General features: G+C 58.4%; 19 protein-coding genes. 13 read left to right on the plus strand and 6 right to left on the minus strand.

Features of this window, described 5'->3' with window-relative positions; all coding sequences use genetic code 11:
* The first annotated feature begins 84 nt into the window (after positions 1 to 84).
* From ABJ076_RS20300 to ureG, 7 genes are read left to right on the plus strand one after another with little or no spacing between them, the layout of a single operon-like run.
* Entirely contained in the window at positions 85 to 963 is an 879-nt protein-coding gene (locus tag ABJ076_RS20300; protein WP_348193117.1) for an urease accessory protein UreD, read from the plus strand.
* A gap of 25 nt (positions 964 to 988) precedes the next feature.
* Complete coding sequence (locus ABJ076_RS20305; RefSeq protein WP_348193120.1) at positions 989 to 1291, plus strand: urease subunit gamma; 303 nt, start codon at positions 989 to 991, stop codon at positions 1289 to 1291.
* A 9-nt stretch (positions 1292 to 1300) separates the two neighbouring features.
* On the plus strand, positions 1301 to 1621 hold the full coding sequence (locus tag ABJ076_RS20310) for an urease subunit beta (protein WP_348193123.1): 321 nt from the start codon (positions 1301 to 1303) through the stop codon (positions 1619 to 1621).
* Between the two features lies 1 nt (position 1622).
* The gene (gene ureC / locus ABJ076_RS20315) at positions 1623 to 3335 is read left to right on the plus strand and encodes an urease subunit alpha (RefSeq protein WP_348193125.1); all 1713 of its coding nucleotides are present in this window, start codon (positions 1623 to 1625) and stop codon (positions 3333 to 3335) included.
* A 7-nt stretch (positions 3336 to 3342) separates the two neighbouring features.
* Complete coding sequence (gene ureE / locus ABJ076_RS20320) at positions 3343 to 3879, plus strand: urease accessory protein UreE (RefSeq protein WP_348193128.1); 537 nt, start codon at positions 3343 to 3345, stop codon at positions 3877 to 3879.
* The gene (locus ABJ076_RS20325; protein WP_348193131.1) at positions 3803 to 4552 is read left to right on the plus strand and encodes an urease accessory UreF family protein; all 750 of its coding nucleotides are present in this window, start codon (positions 3803 to 3805) and stop codon (positions 4550 to 4552) included. The genes ureE and ABJ076_RS20325 overlap by 77 nt, the downstream gene beginning before the upstream one ends.
* An 11-nt stretch (positions 4553 to 4563) precedes the next feature.
* Positions 4564 to 5190, plus strand: a complete 627-nt coding sequence (ureG, locus tag ABJ076_RS20330) for an urease accessory protein UreG (protein ID WP_348198257.1) — start codon at positions 4564 to 4566, stop codon at positions 5188 to 5190.
* Positions 5191 to 5299: 109 nt separating this feature from the next.
* On the opposite strand, the gene ABJ076_RS20335 is transcribed toward ureG, so the two are convergent.
* Entirely contained in the window at positions 5300 to 6820 is a 1521-nt protein-coding gene (locus tag ABJ076_RS20335; RefSeq protein WP_348193136.1) for a BCCT family transporter, read from the minus strand.
* Between the two features lie 206 nt (positions 6821 to 7026).
* On the opposite strand from ABJ076_RS20335, the gene ABJ076_RS20340 reads away from it, so the two are divergent.
* Positions 7027 to 8025 (plus strand): glucosaminidase domain-containing protein, encoded by a 999-nt coding sequence (locus ABJ076_RS20340; RefSeq protein WP_348193138.1) that lies wholly within the window; start codon positions 7027 to 7029, stop codon positions 8023 to 8025.
* 57 nt (positions 8026 to 8082) lie between these two features.
* On the opposite strand, the gene ABJ076_RS20345 is transcribed toward ABJ076_RS20340, so the two are convergent.
* The 3 genes from ABJ076_RS20345 to ABJ076_RS20355 are packed head-to-tail and all read right to left on the minus strand — an operon-like array spanning position 8083 to position 10882.
* The gene (locus ABJ076_RS20345) at positions 8083 to 8754 is read right to left on the minus strand and encodes a GntR family transcriptional regulator (RefSeq protein ID WP_348193141.1); all 672 of its coding nucleotides are present in this window, start codon (positions 8752 to 8754) and stop codon (positions 8083 to 8085) included.
* Positions 8751 to 9791: a Gfo/Idh/MocA family oxidoreductase gene (locus tag ABJ076_RS20350; RefSeq protein ID WP_348193143.1), complete on the minus strand. Its 1041-nt coding sequence runs from the start codon at positions 9789 to 9791 to the stop codon at positions 8751 to 8753. Before ABJ076_RS20350 ends, ABJ076_RS20345 begins: the two co-directional genes overlap by 4 nt.
* A complete protein-coding gene (locus ABJ076_RS20355) occupies positions 9788 to 10882 on the minus strand; it encodes an isocitrate/isopropylmalate dehydrogenase family protein (RefSeq protein ID WP_348193146.1) in 1095 nt (364 codons plus the stop codon). Before ABJ076_RS20355 ends, ABJ076_RS20350 begins: the two co-directional genes overlap by 4 nt.
* Before the next feature lie 216 nt (positions 10883 to 11098).
* On the opposite strand from ABJ076_RS20355, the gene ABJ076_RS20360 reads away from it, so the two are divergent.
* Together ABJ076_RS20360 and ABJ076_RS20365 are read left to right on the plus strand one after the other, a co-directional pair.
* Positions 11099 to 11944, plus strand: a complete 846-nt coding sequence (locus tag ABJ076_RS20360) for an alpha/beta hydrolase (RefSeq protein ID WP_348193149.1) — start codon at positions 11099 to 11101, stop codon at positions 11942 to 11944.
* Complete coding sequence (locus ABJ076_RS20365) at positions 11937 to 12833, plus strand: alpha/beta hydrolase (protein WP_348193152.1); 897 nt, start codon at positions 11937 to 11939, stop codon at positions 12831 to 12833. Before ABJ076_RS20360 ends, ABJ076_RS20365 begins: the two co-directional genes overlap by 8 nt.
* Before the next feature lie 207 nt (positions 12834 to 13040).
* Here the strand turns inward: ABJ076_RS20365 and ABJ076_RS20370 are convergent, their stop codons facing one another.
* Positions 13041 to 13469, minus strand: a complete 429-nt coding sequence (locus ABJ076_RS20370; protein ID WP_348193155.1) for a PaaI family thioesterase — start codon at positions 13467 to 13469, stop codon at positions 13041 to 13043.
* 452 nt (positions 13470 to 13921) lie between these two features.
* Here ABJ076_RS20370 and ABJ076_RS20375 point away from each other — a divergent pair, with 452 nt between their 5' ends.
* Positions 13922 to 14257, plus strand: coding sequence for an HU family DNA-binding protein (locus ABJ076_RS20375; RefSeq protein ID WP_348193157.1), 336 nt, complete (start codon positions 13922 to 13924; stop codon positions 14255 to 14257).
* A 111-nt stretch (positions 14258 to 14368) separates the two neighbouring features.
* On the opposite strand, the gene ABJ076_RS20380 is transcribed toward ABJ076_RS20375, so the two are convergent.
* Complete coding sequence (locus ABJ076_RS20380) at positions 14369 to 14956, minus strand: carboxymuconolactone decarboxylase family protein (protein WP_348193160.1); 588 nt, start codon at positions 14954 to 14956, stop codon at positions 14369 to 14371.
* 249 nt (positions 14957 to 15205) lie between these two features.
* Here ABJ076_RS20380 and ABJ076_RS20385 point away from each other — a divergent pair, with 249 nt between their 5' ends.
* Entirely contained in the window at positions 15206 to 16759 is a 1554-nt protein-coding gene (locus ABJ076_RS20385) for a trimethylamine methyltransferase family protein (RefSeq protein ID WP_348193162.1), read from the plus strand.
* 24 nt (positions 16760 to 16783) lie between these two features.
* Positions 16784 to 18124 (plus strand): dimethylsulfonioproprionate lyase DddP, encoded by a 1341-nt coding sequence (dddP, locus tag ABJ076_RS20390; protein WP_348193165.1) that lies wholly within the window; start codon positions 16784 to 16786, stop codon positions 18122 to 18124.
* Positions 18125 to 18161: the final 37 nt, after the last annotated feature.

The following is an 18161-nucleotide window of genomic DNA, read 5'->3' on the forward strand; positions in this document are numbered from 1 at the left end:
AACAAACATCTAAAATTCCTAACAGGAACAGAGTACGCTTTGGCACGGCGCTTGCGATTATTTTCGCAAAAAAGGGGAGATGTATTGAGTCTAGCGCTCGCTTGTACCGATGAAACCGTGCCGCTGGACCGCACGACGGGAACTGCACGCCTTTCTGTGAAACGCGGTGACGGGCGCTCGGTCACCTCGGACCTCTACTCTGCCCAGCCGTTGCGGATCTTGCTGCCGCGCCCTGGCGTCGGAGAGCCCATGACCGCCGTTCTGGCAAACCTCTCTGGCGGGATTGTCGGCGGAGATCTTTATGAGACGGATATCGATGTCGGCTCAGGCGCCAGCTTGACACTGACGGCCCAGGCGGCTGAGAAAGTCTACAAATCTTCCGGCGTGGAGGCTGAAAACCGTCTGACAATGCGGGTTGCTGCAGGAGGCGTCCTGGAATGGCTGCCGCAGGGCACAATCCTGTTCGATCGCGCTTTGTTCCGTCAACGGGTCCGGTTCGATCTGGATTCTGACAGCACGCTCTTCGCCGGAGCCATTTCCATCCTTGGCCGGAGCGCGATGGGAGAGACATTTGCGTCCGGGCGCTATCGCGAGCATTGGGACCTGAAGCGGGACGGGCGCCTTGTCTGGGCTGACCGTTTCGAGTTGGCGGACCCATCCGGCAACGCTGCGGCTTCCTCCGGGCTTCGTGGAGTGAGCAGTTTCGCGACGGCGTTGTTTGCCCGGCCTGATGCCGCAGACGATCTTGACTGGGCGCGGGACGTTCAGGCCCAAGCAGCGCAGACTGAGGCAGCGGGCGATATCCGCTGCGGCGTGACGGCCATAGATAGCAATCTTCTCGCGATGCGCTGGCTTGGGTCTGATGCCATGCGGCTGCGCAACGCGGTTGGCACTTTCTGGAGCGCCGCAAGGGTGCGCTGGCTCGGACTGCCGGCGCGGATGCCTGTTATTTGGCGAATTTGATGTGGATGCCTGAGGGGAGGCCGGGGTGAACCTGACACCGAGAGAAAAAGACAAGCTGATGGTTTCCGTCGCGGCCATGGTCGCGCGTGGCCGGCTGGCGCGGGGCGTGAAGCTGAACTACCCGGAATCGATCGCACTGATCACCGATTACGTGGTCGAGGGTGCGCGCGATGGCCGTTCCGTTGCCGATCTGATGGCGGCTGGTGCCAGTGTCGTAAAACGCTCCGACGTGATGGAAGGGATCGCCGAGATGATCCATGAAGTTCAGGTTGAAGCCACTTTTCCGGACGGGACCAAGTTGGTCACCGTCCACGATCCGATCCGCTAGGAGGGCGCCATGATCCCGGGAGAAATCATCGCGGCTGAAGGCGAGATCGTTCTGAACGAAGGCGCCGAGGCCATCACCATCGAGGTCGCGAACACCGGCGACCGGCCGGTACAGGTCGGCTCACACTATCATTTCGCGGAGACCAATCCGGGTCTCTCGTTCGATCGCGACGCAGCGCGTGGCATGCGGCTGGACATCCCGTCTGGCACGGCTGTCCGGTTCGAGCCGGGGCAGACAAGGACGGTCGATCTGGTCCCGTTCAAAGGCGACCGGAAAGTCTACGGTTTCAATCAGGCGGTGATGGGGCCGCTCGGTGGGGGAGGAGCCTGATATGCCTTACAGGATCTCACGACAGGACTATGCTGGCATGTTCGGTCCGACCGTTGGTGACAAGGTCCGGCTCGCCGATACCGATTTGTTCATAGAAGTTGAGGAGGACCGCACCTTCTACGGCGAGGAAGTGAAGTTCGGCGGCGGCAAGGTGATCCGTGACGGTATGGGCCAGTCCCAGACCACCCGCGCGGACGGGGCTGTCGATACAGTCATCACGAATGCGCTGATCCTCGATCATTGGGGCGTGGTGAAAGCCGATGTAGGGCTGAAGGATGGCCGCATTTTCGCCATCGGAAAGGCCGGAAATCCCGATGTGCAGAGCGGGGTGAATATCATTGTCGGACCCGGCACCGAAGCCATTGCGGGCGAAGGCAAGATCATCACCGCCGGTGGTATCGACCCGCACATCCACTTCATCTGCCCGCAACAGATCGAAGAGGCGCTGAATTCCGGCGTCACCACCATGATGGGCGGCGGAACAGGTCCGGCAACGGGCACGAATGCGACAACCTGCACGCCGGGGCCCTGGCATATCGAGCGCATGCTCCAGGCAGCCGAATCCTTTCCGATGAACCTCGGTTTCTTCGGGAAAGGCAATGCAAGCCAACCGGAAGGCCTGCGTGAGCAGGTGCTGGCCGGTGTCTGCGGTCTGAAACTGCACGAGGACTGGGGGACGACGCCGGCGGCTATCGACAATTGCCTCTCCGTCGCCGACGAGATGGACGTTCAGGTGCTGATCCATACGGATACGCTGAACGAGTCCGGTTTCGTCGAGAATACGGTGGACGCGTTCAAGGGCCGCACCATTCACGCGTTCCATACCGAGGGTGCAGGCGGCGGTCATGCGCCGGATATCATCAAGGTCTGCGGGCTCTCCAACGTGATCCCGTCCTCCACCAACCCGACGCGGCCTTTCACGGTGAACACCATCGATGAGCATCTCGACATGCTGATGGTCTGCCATCACCTGTCGAAAAGCATTCAGGAAGACGTCGCCTTCGCCGAAAGCCGGATTCGGCGCGAAACTATCGCCGCCGAGGATATCCTGCATGACCGGGGCGCCTTCTCGATCATCTCGTCCGACAGCCAGGCCATGGGCCGGGTCGGCGAGGTGCTGATCCGAACCTGGCAGACCGCCGACAAGATGAAGAAGCAATTCGGCGCGCTGCCGGAGGAGAAGGGCAATAACGATAATTTCCGTGCCCGGCGCTACATCGCGAAATACACGATTAATCCGGCAATCGCGCAGGGCATCGACACGCATGTGGGTTCCGTCGAAGTCGGCAAGCTGGCGGATCTGGTGGTCTGGTCGCCGGCCTTTTTCGGAGTGAAGCCCGACATGGTACTCAAATGTGGCACCATCGCTACCGCGATCATGGGCGATCCGAATGCTTCTATTCCGACGCCGCAGCCGCAGCATTACCGGCCGATGTTCGGCAGCTTCGGACGCTCCCTGACGAAGAGTGCGGTCACGTTCATCAGCGAAGCCGCCTTCGAAGCTAATATCGGAAGCCATTTTGGATTGCAGAAAGAGACCCTGCCGGTACGCAATACCAGAGCTGGTATCTCGAAAAAATCAATGATCCTAAACGATGTACTGCCTGATATTTCGGTCGATCCGGAAACCTACGAAGTCCGGGCCGATGGCGAACTGCTGACGTGCGAGCCGGCAGCGGAGCTGTCCATGACTCAACGCTACTTTATGTATTGAGGCTCTGATGGTGGATAGAGACCCCACCGTTAGAGACTTTGGCCGGGCGGTTGCGCACGCACCGTCCGGGCATTGGGACTCCGGCGGCGAAATCGACCGAGTAACATTGGCTTTCGATGACCGTCATCGCCGCCGTATCCGTCTGGAAACGGATAGCGGGTCGACACTGTTGCTGGATCTGCCCCGCGCTGTCGCCCTTTCTGACGGTGACGGTCTGTCTCTGGAAGAAGGCGGTTGGATCCGTGTAATGGCGGCGCCGGAAGCGGTGATGGAAGTTCGTGCAACAGACAGGCACCACCTGCTGCGGATTGCCTGGCATATCGGCAACCGGCACCTGCCTGCTCAGATTTTGGAAGATGCGATCCTGCTGCGGCCGGATCATGTGATTGCGGACATGCTGCGCGGGCTCGGCGCCACTGTGACGGAGACGGAGCAGCCGTTCCAGCCGGAAGGCGGAGCATATGATCATGCCCATGGCCACGACCACAATCACGATGATCACTGTCACGATGCGGGGCATTCCCACCATCACCACCATGACTGACGTTTCGGCAACCCGGGCGGCGTTACGCCTGCAATCCTGGCTTTCCCCATCTTTTCCGATCGGAGCCTACAGCTATAGCCATGGGGTCGAAGCCGCGATCGAAGGCGGGCTTGTCTCTGATGCGGAGACGTTGCGGGACTGGATTGACGGTCTGTTGAAGTTCGGCTCCGGCGCCAGCGATGCGATCCTTTTGTCCGAGGCTTGGCGGCATGCCTCGGGTGGCGATGAAAAGGCTCTCTACGTGCTTACGGAATTCGCAACGGCTCTGATCCCGACTGCCGAGTTACGACTGGAAGCTTCCTCTCAGGGGACGGCCTTTATCAAGACTGTCTCTGCCGCCTGGGGAGAGATTGAGCAGATCGCATTGCCGCCGGCTCCACCATTGCCGGTGGCTTATGGCGCCATCACAGCAGCGGCTGACATTGCGCTGGATCTGGCCGGGCCACTCTATTTGCAGGCTTTTGTTCATAATCTTGTTTCAGCCGCCGTGCGGGCTGTGCCGCTTGGTCAGACTGATGGACAACGGGTCATCGCAGCGCTGGAAGTCAGTGTCGATGAGGTCTGGTGTGCGTCTGAAGGGCGCAGCATCGACGATATCGGCACGGCGGCACTGATGGCGGAATGGAGTTCGATGCAGCATGAGGCCATGGACGGCCGGCTGTTCAGATCATAAGGGAGAAAAAGATGGCTACGGGACCGCTTCGGGTCGGCATTGGCGGGCCGGTCGGCTCAGGGAAAACCGCACTCTGTGAGATGCTGTGCCGGGAAATGAGCGCGGATACGGATATGTTCGTGATCACCAACGATATCTATACCAAGGAAGACCAGAAAATTTTAACCCGCACGGGGGCCATTGCCGCAGAGCGGATCATGGGGGTGGAAACCGGTGGCTGCCCGCACACGGCGATCCGTGAGGATGCTTCCATCAACCTTGCCGCCATCGACACGATGGTCTCGTCGTTTTCCTCTGCGGAATTGGCGCTGATCGAGTCCGGCGGGGATAATCTTGCAGCAACCTTCAGTCCGGAACTGGCGGACCTTACGATTTACGTAATCGACGTTGCCGCTGGAGAGAAGATCCCGCGTAAGGGCGGGCCGGGGATTACCCGGTCAGATCTGCTGGTCATCAACAAGACGGATCTGGCACCTCTGGTCGGGGCCGATTTAGGGGTGATGGCGGAAGACACCAAACGTCAGCGCGGAGACAGGCCGTTTGTCTTCACGCAATTGAAGAACGGCGAGGGTATTGCCGAGATCGCGGCCTTCATCCGGGAAAAGGGAGGGCTGGAAGGCAAGCGTGGCGCGGCCTGATCCGGTGAGCAGGATCAGTCCTTTTCCTTCCGGAAATACAGGTAGAAGAGGGCGCCGATGAAGACGAAGGTCGCCACGTTGCCGAGCATGTCGGGGATATGGAATTCGTTCACTTCGGGAGCTCCGTTTTCAACGCCTTCAGAAAGCAGACCAACAAAAGCAGGACGATAAAGACGAAAGGCAAGGCGCCGAGCGCGATTATCGATTTCACGGCGTCAATGCTGCCGGAAAGAATCATCACTAATCCAAGCGCGCCGAGCACTACCCCCCAGGCCAGCTTCACCTTGCGGTCCGGATTCAGGTTTCCGCCGGTCGAAAACATGCCTAGGACGAAGGCGGCGCTAACCACGCTTGTTACGATAAAGAGGAAAGCCGCTACAATGGTGGCAATGCTTGTAATGGTCGTGAGCGGTAAACTCTGCAGAAGGAAAAAGCTTGTGTAGGCCGGGTCTTTCTCGGTCACGGCGAGGATACCTGTGGGGCGGCGCAGAATATCGTAGAAGCCGGCGGCACCGAACGTTCCGAACCACGCCATGGAAAAGAGTGTCGGGACCAGTATCACGCCGACGACGAACTCCCGGATCGTCCGGCCGCGTGATATGCGCGCAATGAAGACGCCGACGAATGGCGCCCAGGCCAGCCACCAGACCATGTAGGTCAGGGTCCAGTCATGGAACCAATGACCAACCCTCTTGTCGAAGAATGTGTAGGTGACGAAGCCTTGCGCAAGGACATCGCTGACATAGGTCCCGATCTGCTCGACGATAGCGCTCATGATGTAATGGGTGGGGCCGGCGAGGAGAACGAAGATCATGAGCGCACCGGCGATTAACATCGCGGCCTCCGACATCAGGGACATGCCCCGATCAAGAGGCAGCAGCAGCGGCAGAACATAGGCGGTGCAGAGGACAGCAAAAACGGGGAGTGTGAGGCTCAGTCCTACCGGCTCGATTCCAAGGATGCTTTCGATGCCGCCCTGGACCTGGAAGACACCCATAGCCATCGAGCCACCCAGCCCAATGGCTATGGCAATGATGGCCATCACGTCGCTGAGCCAGCCAATGCTTCGTGTCCAGTGGCGCCTGCCAAAGACCAACTCGATCGGGGTGCTGAGCAGGGTCGGACAGTCACGGCGGAAGCTGAAATAGGCGATGATCATTCCCATTATCGCGTATATCGCCCAAGCATGGAGGCCCCAGTGAAAGTTGGTCGCGAAGAGAGCTGCTGTCGCCGCGTCTCCCTCGCCGGTGTAATCGCGCGCGATCAGATAATGCGTGATCGGCTCTGCCGAGCCCCAGTAGAGCAATCCGACGCCCATACCGGCGGCAAAGAGCATTGAGATCCATTCGGGTGTTGAAAACTCTGGTTTATCGTCGTCCTTGCCGAGAACGATCCGGCCATATGGTGAGAAAGCGAGGCCGACTGCCGTAATCAGCAGGACACTGACCGTAAGCATGACGAACCAGCCACGGCTGGTGAAATAGAACCCGACCACACTCTGGGCCAGATCAGCGAGGCCTCTTGTGTCGGCGATGCCCCAGACCGCAATCCCGCCGGTGATGAACAGCGCGAGTAAGAGCTTAGCGCTGGATTTAGCCGCCTTCTCGTTCCGGCTCGCCGCGTTGCTCATGTCCGTCCTCGCTGGGGTCCTGTAGCGGGGCTATGCTATCGGTTCTCCGGCGGAGCTGCCATGAAGTTGGTAACACCAGCCGGGCCTGCGTTTTGGCACAGCCTAAATTATTTCTATTTATTTGATTGTCATTGTGCCGCGACATCGATAGGGAACGCCGCTTCGCTGCGTTTTGGTATGGATGCGTTTCCGGTGAGGTTAAGGTAATGGGTCGTTTCGGGTCGGCGTTTTTCGCCGCTCTTCTGGTGCTTTGGGTCTGCAGTGCGTTCAATCAGACAGCACGGATGGTCGAACCGATAGAAGATCGGGAACCTAAAGATCGGGAACCTATTAGTGAAGGCCGCCCAGTCGAGCGCATAGAGTTTGTTGCCTTCAAAGATCTGGCTCAGCTGACAACAGCACTCAATTACACCGCTGCGACTTGGAAAGCGGGGCAAACCGATGTGCCGCGGCTGGTTTTGCTTCAGGTTCCTGAACGGTTTGCGGAAGTGACGTTCAAGGAAGTGACCGTCGAGCAGAAAAAGCAGATTTTTTTCCGCATGATCCTGCCGTTGATCCTGATGGCGAACGAGGAGGTTACGTCCGACCGCGAAGCGTTGATGCATTTGAAGAGCAGACTGGAAACGACGCGTGTCCCGTATGAGGGGGATCTGGACGAACTGCGCTCTTTAGCCAATAAATACCGGTTGTCTGAGGATAGTGACGTGATTTCGGTAACCAAACTCCTGAAAACGCTCACGCGCCGCATCGATATCGTGCCGCCGTCGCTGGCACTTGCCCAGGCGGCGACGGAGAGTGCATGGGGAACCTCGCGCTTTGCGGTTGAGGGAAATGCCTTGTTCGGGCAATGGACCTTCGGCGGCAAGGGCATGGTCCCGGAGGAACAAAGAGCTGAAAAAGGTGACCACAAGGTCGCTTCGTTCCGCTCGCCACTACATTCCGTTCGCAGTTACCTTCGAAACCTGAACACGAATCGTGCTTATCGTGAATTTCGCGAAGACCGAGCCGCTGCGCGTGCGGAGGGCAAACCTTTCTCGGGCGAAGCGCTGGCCTCTGCCTTGTCGCGCTACTCAGAGCGCGGCCAGGACTACATCAAAGAGATCCGCCAGATCATCGTAGGGAATGATCTCTCAGCACTTGATCGGAGCAAACTGGTTGAGGGGCCGGTCTATGAGCTGATGCCGGTTTGGCGGGCGGGAAGCTGAGTCTTTCTCGTTCTCTTTGGCTTTAGGGCTGGGAGACATCTTGTCGTCAGAGCAGCTTCAGAGATTGTCGAAATGATGCCGTGCAAGCAATTCGGTGAGCATCTGTCCGGCCTGCTGCCGGTGGGCGAAGTGAACATCCCTTGCGCCTGACATATCTCTCTTAAGGAGACAGTCGAGGAGCGCGCGATGGTCCACTGTCGATTGTGTTGGCCGCGGGCGCAGGCTGAGGGTCGCCATGCGGGCCCGGTGAACCTGAGCCCTATAGCGCGCGGTCGCTTCGATCAGGCGCTTGTTTCCCGACGCTTCGACAAGTAGTGCATGGAATTCATCGTCGGCCTCCGCCCACGCGACCAGATTGTCATTGGCCAGGGCCTGTTCCATTCGAGTCGTCGCATTATCCATGGCCTCGGCCTGCTGAGCGCTCAGACCGCGCTCCGCCGCGAGTTGCGCTGCCAGCGGCTCAAGCGCGGTCAGCAACTGGTAGATTTCGGTCATGTCCTCGGCGGATACCGGCAATATTTGGACGCCGCGCCGCGGCCGAACGATCACCAGACCGTCGCGTTCCAGCCGAAGCGCGGCCTCTCGCACCGGTGTTCGGCTTACGCCGATCCGTTCCGCGAGTTCTGCCTCGAGATAAGACGCAGAGGGTTTCAGCCGACCATCAAGGATCATTGCCTTGATCGCGTCATATGCCTTCGCCCCGGCGCTCGGATGTTTGTCGTCGGTCATTTGTGTTTCTGCTTTTGTAGACTAATTTGCTGCCGTTGTTCGGCGGACCGATAGGCGGATTCTTCGATACGGATATTCTGCAGATAGTCTTTTGCAAGGGTTTCGAGGGGGGTGTCGCTTAGCAAATGTGAAATGACATGCTGCTGGAAGCGGAAAACACAGTCGCCGCCGAAGTCGCGGTCCTCTAAGTCGTAGGGAATTTCTACTGAACCGGTTGCGCCGCGAGACCGGCATGCGAGTTGTCCATGACCGTCGAGGGTAATCGTGGCGTTCTCGCCTTCAAGCGTGAACTCGCCCATGGTGAGGCGATGGTTTTCCGCCGCGTGATCGAGAGTTCGGTTTGCATCCAGCGTTGCCCGCAGGCCGTTCGGCCAGCTCAGGATCATCAAGCCGGCATCTTCGCCTTTTATCGCAGGGTTGGCGCGCCAGAGGTCCGCATAGATCGTTTCCGGCTCGCCGAACAGGAAACGGAAAACGTCGATCCAATGAATGCCGGTTTCATGGACCAGGAAACGCTCCATGTCGCGGAAATAGGGTTGCCGTGACAGATAGGCGTCGGCGCCGCCGCCATCTCCCGGTCTCAATCTGAAACATGCCTGGCGGACAGCTCCGAGGCGACCATTGTCGATCTCGTCCCGGATTGCTCTGTACCATGGCATGAACCGGAAATTCTCATGCACGATCAATGTCGTGCCTGCCTGTTCCGCCGCCCTGGTCAAATCCTCCGCTTCCGTCAGTGATCGACAGAAAGGTTTCTGGCAGATGATGGTTCGAATTCTACCCAATAAGGGGCGAATGAGATCGGCCTGATGCGCTGGCGGAACCGCGACATCGAGGATGTCAGGAGGTCCTGCCGCAAGAAGCGCGTGAATATCGGGATGCAGCACGAGGTCCGGATAGAGTGTGGAGAGTTCGCCGCGCCTCGTTTCTGACAGGTCCGCAACACCGATCAGTTCGGTATTCTCTATCCGGCGCCACGCATTGATATGGAAGCGGCCGAAATAGCCGCCGCCGATCATACCGACCTTAAGACTCATGCGCTTATCCTACTCAATACTGCGTCTGCCATTTGCTCGGTTCCCGCGTCGCCGCCAAGGTCGCGGGTGAGGGGCATGCCACCGTCGAGTATTTCGGAGACAGCGCCCTCTATCATCTGAGCCCCTTCCGTAAGCGCATTGTCGTCATGCTCGCCGGCGAGCCATTCCAGCATCATTGCGGCAGACAGGAACATTGCGAGCGGGTTTGCAAGGCCCTGTCCGGCAATGTCTGGCGCGCTTCCGTGGCAAGGCTGGAAGACCGCATTTTCGTCCCCGATATCGGCGGACGGCGCTAGTCCGAGAGAGCCCATTATGCCAGCGCCGAGATCGGAGAGTATATCGCCGAACATGTTCTCGGTGACGACGACATCGAACTCCCAGGGCTTCTGCACCATCCACATGGCGAAGGCATCGACGTAGGCGCTATCAGCGGCAATATCAGGAAAAGCCTTGGCGCGTTCCTCGAAGATCGAGCGGAAGAACCAGAAAGACCGGAATACGTTCGCCTTGTCGACGCATGTTACGCGCCCAGGTTTGCCGCGCTTTGCGGCGCGCAGTCCCGCGAGACGGAAGGCAAAGTCGAACAGTTTCTCACTGGTAGCGCGGGTGATCCGCAGGGTTTCGGTCGCGTAACTGTCATCGACGACCTTGCCCTCATGCATGTGTGCGAACAGTCCTTCGGTCGATTCACGGATCAGCACGAAATCGGTCTCGAAGGCGCGCGGGTCGGCGAGCGGCGATGGCTGGCCTTTATACAGTTTCACCGGGCGTACACCTGCATAGAGGCCGAGGGCGAAGCGGAGATCGATTTGTGGAGTGATCTCTGTTCCGTCCTGTTTTCGGATGTTCGGCAGACCCATGGCGGAGAGCAAAATAGCATCGGCGCTGCGGGCCGCATTGATGGAAGCGGCAGGCAAGGCCTCGCCTGTTTCCGCGTAGTGTTGCGCGCCGGCCGGCAGTGTGTCGAATTCAAGCTTGCGGCCAATTCGCTTCGCTACCACATCAAGAACGGTTCGCGTCGGGGCCATGATTTCAGGCCCGATACCGTCTCCGTCAAACAGGGCGATGCGATAGATGCGGTTGCTATTCATATCGTACAGTTCTCACAAATGAAAATAACGTATGCATTGATGTGTACGTTGTCGGTTATCTGTGCCTTGAAGGCAACTTCCAAAAACGCAGCACAGCGTTCGTGCATTTGTGCTTAATCAATGGTGCTGCCCCAGCAATTGAACGAGATTTCGTTGCGTGTTCCCCTTTTCACGTTTGGGGTCATCGAGTACGGCGCAAATTCAGATGAGGATAAAATGACCAGCCACGCATATTGCTGGGATGAGGCAGGTGTTGCAGGCACTGTGAGTATCGGCGGCGCTTTACTGGAAACCTATTCGTTGGGTCCACCACCGGGACAGGCGCCGACGCTCGTATTGCTTCATGAAGGCCTTGGTTGTGTCGATCTCTGGCGTGATTTTCCCAAAGAGCTCTTCGCTGAAACGGGATGTGGTGTGTTTGCATATTCCCGGGCGGGATATGGACGCTCGGACGCTTGCTCTCTGCCGCGGCCGCTCGATTACATGACCCGAGAGGCCAAGTTCGTCTTGCCGGAGCTTTTAGATGCGATTGGCTTCACGAACGGTGCACTGATTGGCCATAGTGATGGCGCATCGATTGCGGCCATTCATGCTGGCTCGCAAGGCGATCCGCGGGTTCGGGGGGTGATTTTAATCGCGCCGCATTTCTTCACCGAGGCAATGGGCCTGAACGCCATCGCGGAGGCACGAACGGCTTATTCGGATGGAGACCTTCGCACGCGTCTCGGCAGATATCACGAACATGTCGATGCCGCCTTTCGGGGCTGGAACGATGCCTGGCTCGATCCGGGCTTCAAAGCATGGGATATCCAGAATTATCTCGATGAAGTTACGGTACCTGTTCTGTGCCTCCAGGGAGACAGCGACCAGTACGGCACAAGGGCACAGGTCGATGTGGTGGCGCGGCGCGCACGCGGACGGGTGACGGTTCGAATGATTCCGGGATGTCGTCATTCACCTCATCTGGAAGTTCCGGAAAAAGTGCAAACCGAAATTGCCGCATTCCTTGACGGCATTCTCGGCAAGACGGTCGAACTCGAAACGGGAGACGACGATGCTTGATGGGTTCATGACGGAGGTGATGACGGCCAATGGCACCGAGATCTTTGTGCGGTCTGCCGGCAACGGCGATCCGGTGTTGCTTATCCACGGGTTTCCGCAGACGGGTGATTGCTGGCACAAAATTGCTCCTGCGTTGGCGGAAAAGTTCACCGTAATTGTCCCGGATTTGCGCGGATATGGCGCGAGTGGCAAACCCGCACCGTCGCCGGACCATGCGGTGCACAGCAAGCGGGAAATGGCACGCGATCTTGTCGAAGTGATGGGCGCGCTTGGTCACCAGAGTTTCTCTGTCGTCGGGCATGATCGGGGAGCGCGGGTTGGTTTTCGTCTCTGTATGGATCACCCGGAACGGGCCAAGCGGTTTTGTTCGCTCGACGTGATTCCGACCCTCGATATGTGGGAGAAAATGGATCTGTCGGGCGCTGTCGGTGGCTTTCACTGGTCTTACCTGGCGCAACCCTCGCCGGTACCGGAGACCATGATCGGTAACGACCCGGACTTCTTCTATCGGTATCTGATGCGCAAATGGGCGGCTCCTGACTTTGTTTTCGAGCCTGGTGCGATGGAGGCTTATCTTAAGGCAATGCGGGATCCGGCCGTAATTGAAGGAACATGTGAGGATTATCGAGCTGGAGCCACCATCGATGTGACGCACGACAGAGCCGACCGTGACGAAGGCCGGACGCTTTCCTGTCCACTCCTGTTTATGTTTGGTGCGGTGCGCGGTTTTGGCGGACCCGGTGGCCCAGCCGATCCGCTCGATACGTGGCGGGAATGGAGCAGCAGTAAGGTGGAAGGCGGTCCGGCTCCATCGGGTCATTTTCTGCCGGAAGAAGCGCCGGAGTTTGTCCTGACCAAATTGATTCCGTTCTTGCTGCAAACGGATTGAACACGCCACTTGTTCTGATCGGATGGCGGTGAAGCACCTGAATCCGTGAGTGAGTGACACCTTCTATAGGGGGGGCCGTATGGAATTCGGAGTGATGAAAAGTTAGGGGACTTCTACGGAGGATGTGACGTCGAATTGAGGAGCCGCGTCTTCTGGGTTTGTTGAATTACTCGAGCGGGAAACGCGCCGGTCGACTTGTACCCTGCTTCACTTCGGCGTTGGCACTTTCCAGGTAGATGTCGCCATGGCTGCAAGTTTACCGTCTTCGCCAAACAGGCGCGACTCAAGGAAGCAAAGCGAACGCCCGCGCCGTAGTACACGGCCTTCGCAGGTTGCAACGCCGCCGGTCAGCGGTCGCATATACTGAACTTTCATCTCAAGCGTAGCGCCGCCGGTACCCGTGACATTTTTCAGCAGGTGGCCCATGGAGATATCCATCACCGTGGCGATGGCGCCGCCATGAAGGCTGCCTTGGGGATTGAAGAGGAACTCTTCGACGGGGAAGCGGACCCGGCAAAGCTCTTCTTCATATTCGAAACCGAGATCAAACAGCCGCGCCAGAAAGAAGGTCTCGAACTCCTGACGGTAGGTTGCAAGTGCGGTATCGAACCGGGCACGTGCGCGCTCTTCATTCATTATATAGAATCCTCTTTAATGGCAGTCTTCGGGCGGGCACCGGCGATATCCAGTTTGCGACGATCTGTACCAGCGATGTGGCCTCCAATACAGGCTGTATCGATGAACATGTCGCAATTGGGTGGGCGTGCGTTTCAGGCGCTCCGATCTATCTCGGAACACCGTCTGTGCAAACCGACTTTCAACTTGAATAGGGTTAACGCCAATCGGCTTTGCGATTGATTCTCCCTGAATCGATTGGTCTTGGCTGTTCATATCGACGAAAAACGCCGTTCCAGTGCGGTTTTTTGCCGCTTTTCAGCCACGCTTTTTGGCTGTGTCGATTATATTAAATTTAACGTGGGTTTTCGTAAGGCTTTGATTTTGCGTAATATTTAATTTGGTTCGGGCAAGTGTCGAAAATTAGCGGCGAATCTCGTGAGAAAACTCGTATTTCTGAGCAATTCCGGGGCTTGCAGCGGGAACGAGAATCTCAGAGACTTCGGCCATCATCAACGGGAGACCAGTTCATGAATAAATCCGAACTCAGCGCAGCGGTTGCTACCAAGACCGGCCTTACCCAGGCTCAGGCCGAAGCAGCGGTCAATGGTGTGATCGACGCTGTGACCGATACGCTGAAGAGCGGCGGCGATGTCCGTCTTGTCGGCTTTGGCACCTTCTCCGTTTCCGAGCGGGCCGCGACCACCGGCCGTAACCCGCGGACCGGCGAAACCATCAATATTGCCGCGTCCAAGCAGGCGAAGTTCAAGGCCGGCCAGGCCCTGAAAACCTCTGTTAACGGCGGCTGATTCTTCCTTCGATCCGGGCGCGGCGTTTGCCGCGCCCGGATCGTTTAGGGCCAAATGATGAACCGCCTGTGAGGCGGTTTTTTTGTGCCTGAGATTTGGACGCCTGAACTGTTAGTCCTTGAATGGTTCTTCCTCTCCGTCCGGAACTGAAACGCGGAAGACATTCAGGTTTGCAGAGATCATCGCGTAATAGCCGGCAAGGGTGACAAGATCCGCCATGCCCCGGTCGCCAATCCGCGTATGGGTGTCTTCATAGGTCTCGTCCGTAACATCGCCTGTCCGCATCAGTTCAGCGACAAATCTCTGAACGGACCCGAGGTCCGGATTGCTCGCTGGTGCTTCGCCACTCTTGATTGCGGCAATCTCATCCGGGGTCATGCCTTCCTTCAGAGCAATCTGCTCGTGTGCCCACCATTCGTATTGCGAACGCCAGTGTTTCGCCACGGTAAGGATCGCAGCCTCTCGCATTGCGCCGGACAGCGAAGACTCGAACCGCAATTTCACGCCAAGCGCTTGCGCGGCTTCACCAGTCTCCGGCGTGTGCAGCCAGGCATTGAACGGGCCGCGCAGGGCGCCGTCCGACTCCATCATGTCTATGCCCGGGCCGGACTTGAAGCGGACACCCCCGGTAATTGCTTCGTAGAGACCGAATTGGACGGGATCGAGATTGTTCGGGGTGAGCTTGGGCAAACGGTCCAAAGGAAGGCTCCTTGATGAAGGCTATGACAGGAAGATCGTGGTCGAGTAGCAAGGACGGCGGGGATCGAGGTGAAGCATAATGGCTTGCTGTCTGTTTTCAGCCAATACCTGTCCGACGGAGACGATCTTCACTTGAAAATACAGGCAAGTATCAATTCGTTCCGATAAGAGGACGGGAAGGGCGGCGAGCAAAGACCGCCCTATAAGCATATGCGGCGGTCCTCACCGCCGCGCCGGGAGATGATTGTCGTGCCAGGTGCAGAGGGACGATCCGGACGCCGGGCTGGCGGTGGACGCAGACGCGGCGGTGACAGCTCGATCCTGGACCGGCAACGGCCCTTCAAGCAGATCGTCAATCCATTCCCGCCTCTGGCACCCATGACGCCAGAGCAACTCGAAAAGGTGCACCTGAACGGGATGCGCATTATCGAGGAAATCGGTATTGAGGTCATGAGCGCCGATGCGCGGCGCAGATTGCGGGAGGCGGGCGCCGAGACGGACGAAGGCACCGGCATTGTGCGCATGGACCGGGCGCTGGTCATGGACCTCGTCGGCAAAGCTCCCGAGACTTTTACCCTGACACCATGGAATCCTGAACGGGCTGTCACCATCGGCGGCAACGTGATCAATTTCGGCATGGTTTCCGGTCCTCCCAATGTGCATGACGCCGTGCGCGGTCGCCGTCCCGGAAATTTCAGAGACTACAAGGACCTGATGAAGCTTGCACAGAGCTTCAACGTCATCACCATGTTCGGCAACCAGACCCTGGCACCGACCGATTTGGCCGCGAATACCCGGCATCTCGACACCTACCTCGCCAACTTGATCATGACCGATAAAGTGTTCAGCGGCATGTCCATCGGTAGCGGCCGGGTGCGTGATCTGATGGAAATGCAAGCCATCGCGCGGGGCCTCTCGGTCGAGGATCTGGCGGCAAGCCCATCGGCCATCACCAACATCAACGTCAACTCACCGCGTAAGCTCGACAAGGAAATGTCCGATGCGGCAATGACCTTGGCAGAGAGGGGGCAGGCGGTTGTCGTTACGCCTTTCACGCTGATGGGTGCGATGACGCCGGTTACGATCCCGGCTGCGCTGGCACAGCAGAATGCGGAAGCGTTGCTGACGATCGCACTGATCCAGGCGGTGCGGCCCGGCGCGCCGGTGATCTATGGGTGCTTCACCTCGAATGTGGACATGCGCACCGGCGCCCCCGCCTTCGGGACGCCTGAGAATGCCTGGGCGAACCTCGCCGGAGGTCAGCTTGCCCGGCATTACGGGTTGCCGTATCGGACCAGCTCATGCAACGCGTCCAATGTCGCCGATGCGCAAGCGGTTTACGAGACAGAGATGGCGCTTTGGGGCGCGGTCATGGGGCATGGCAACTTGATCTATCATGCGGCCGGATGGCTCGAAGGCGGGCTCGTCGCGTCTTTCGAGAAACTGATCCTTGATGTCGAGATCCTTCAGAATATGGCGGCCTTTCTGGAGCCTGTGAATTTCTCCGATGCGGAGTTCGCTTTCGAGGCGATCCGCGATACCGAGCCCGGCGGTCATTTCTTTGGCGCCGCCCATACCATGGATCGGTTCAAGACAGCTTTCTATGAGCCGTTGGTGAGTGACTGGCAGAACCATGAGAACTGGGAGCTTGCCGGCGGCCTGGATGCAAGCACACGGGCTACGGAGATGTGGCAGCAGGCGCTTGAGCGTTATCAGGAACCGCCGCTACCGCAGGACCGCCGCGAGGCGCTGGAAGCCTATGTCGCGCAGCGCAAGGAAGAGATCGGCTCGGGTGAGCCTTAGGATACAGCCAAAGCGGAGGCGGCGATGGCCATACAATTCTCAGTCTCGGTTCCTAAGATCAACCCCGCGCGGCGTCCCGGAAGCCGTCACGCTCTTCGCCCCGACAACACTCCGGACGATAATGATCGAACCGAGATTGGCCCAACCGCGCTTGCTTATTCGGAATGGCAGGCGGCGGGGCTAGATTGCCCCGACCTGCAGGCAATGCGGCTACAGCGCTGGCAACGGCTGACCGATGCCGTCGTGGCGCGGGATTATGCCGGCCTCTTGATGTACGACCCGCTCTCTATCCGCTATGCCACGGACACGACGAACATGCAGCTCTGGGCGTCGCACAATCCGTTTCGGGCCTGCCTGCTGCTCGCGGACGGGCATATGGTTCTTTGGGAATATGGCGGCCTCGACCACCTCTCCGCGTTCAATCCATTGGTGCGGGAGGTCCGGAAGGGCGCTTCCTTCTTCTATTTCTCGACCGGTGACCGGACAGAGGAGAAAGCTGATCTCTTCGCCGAGCAGATCGACGATTTGCTGCGGGAACACACACCGGGCAACCGCCGGCTTGCGGTCGACAAAATTCAAATCGCAGGACTCCGCGCTCTCGACCATCTTGGTATCGAAGTGATGGATGGCGAAGAAGTGACGGAGCGGACCCGCGCGGTGAAGGGCGCGGAAGAAATCAAAGCCATGCGGTGTGCTATGCATGCCTGTGAACAGTCCATCGCCGAAATGCGGGCTGCGGCTCGGCCGGGGATGACGGAGAATGATCTCTGGGCTGAACTGCATAAAGAGAATATCCGCCGCGGCGGGGAATGGATCGAGACCCGCATCCTTTCCTCTGGTCCACGCACCAATCCGTGGTTCAGGGAATGCGGCCCTCGCGTCATCGGCAATAATGAGTTGGTCAGCTGGGACAGCGATCTAATCGGCTGCTACGGCATGTGTGCTGATATCTCTCGTTCCTGGTTCATCGGCGACGGTCAGCCGACGGAGGAGCAGAAGCGGCTTCACGCCATCGCTGTTGAGCACATCATGACCAATCGGGAACTCTTGAAGCCGGGAGTGAGCTTTCGGGAACTTTCCCTTGGCGGCCACCTGCTGCCGGAGGAATTTATAGCCCAGCGCTATGGCTCGAAGTTCCATGGGGTCGGGCTCTGCGACGAATGGCCGGCTATTCCCTATCCGGAGGATCTGGAGACTAAGGGATATGACGGTGTACTGGAGTCAGGAATGATGCTCTGCGTCGAGGTTTATCTAGGCGCCGTCGGCGCACCGGACGGGATCAAGCTGGAGAATCAGGTACTCATCACTGAGAACGGCTACGAGGATTTGACGAACTGCCCGTTCGACGAGAAACTGATGGGGTGATATTTCTTTACCTGTTTCCTCATTTTCAGTGAGTCTT

The sequence above is a fragment of the Nisaea sp. genome (assembly GCF_039990255.1).
Lineage (GTDB): Bacteria > Pseudomonadota > Alphaproteobacteria > Thalassobaculales > Thalassobaculaceae > Nisaea.

Bases quoted from the DNA above. Each gene is read 5' to 3' on its own strand.
- ABJ076_RS20310 (WP_348193123.1), top strand. From the start codon at position 1,301: ATGATCCCGGGAGAAATCATCGCGGCTGAAGGCGAGATCGTTCTGAAC.
- ureC (WP_348193125.1), top strand. From the start codon at position 1,623: ATGCCTTACAGGATCTCACGACAGGACTATGCTGGCATGTTCGGTCCG.
- ureE (WP_348193128.1), top strand. From the start codon at position 3,343: ATGGTGGATAGAGACCCCACCGTTAGAGACTTTGGCCGGGCGGTTGCG.
- ABJ076_RS20325 (WP_348193131.1), top strand. From the start codon at position 3,803: ATGCCCATGGCCACGACCACAATCACGATGATCACTGTCACGATGCGG.
- ureG (WP_348198257.1), top strand. From the start codon at position 4,564: ATGGCTACGGGACCGCTTCGGGTCGGCATTGGCGGGCCGGTCGGCTCA.
- ABJ076_RS20335 (WP_348193136.1), bottom strand. From the start codon at position 6,820: ATGAGCAACGCGGCGAGCCGGAACGAGAAGGCGGCTAAATCCAGCGCT.
- ABJ076_RS20340 (WP_348193138.1), top strand. From the start codon at position 7,027: ATGGGTCGTTTCGGGTCGGCGTTTTTCGCCGCTCTTCTGGTGCTTTGG.
- ABJ076_RS20345 (WP_348193141.1), bottom strand. From the start codon at position 8,754: ATGACCGACGACAAACATCCGAGCGCCGGGGCGAAGGCATATGACGCG.
- ABJ076_RS20350 (WP_348193143.1), bottom strand. From the start codon at position 9,791: ATGAGTCTTAAGGTCGGTATGATCGGCGGCGGCTATTTCGGCCGCTTC.
- ABJ076_RS20355 (WP_348193146.1), bottom strand. From the start codon at position 10,882: ATGAATAGCAACCGCATCTATCGCATCGCCCTGTTTGACGGAGACGGT.
- ABJ076_RS20360 (WP_348193149.1), top strand. From the start codon at position 11,099: ATGACCAGCCACGCATATTGCTGGGATGAGGCAGGTGTTGCAGGCACT.
- ABJ076_RS20365 (WP_348193152.1), top strand. From the start codon at position 11,937: ATGCTTGATGGGTTCATGACGGAGGTGATGACGGCCAATGGCACCGAG.
- ABJ076_RS20370 (WP_348193155.1), bottom strand. From the start codon at position 13,469: ATGAATGAAGAGCGCGCACGTGCCCGGTTCGATACCGCACTTGCAACC.
- dddP (WP_348193165.1), top strand. From the start codon at position 16,784: ATGGCCATACAATTCTCAGTCTCGGTTCCTAAGATCAACCCCGCGCGG.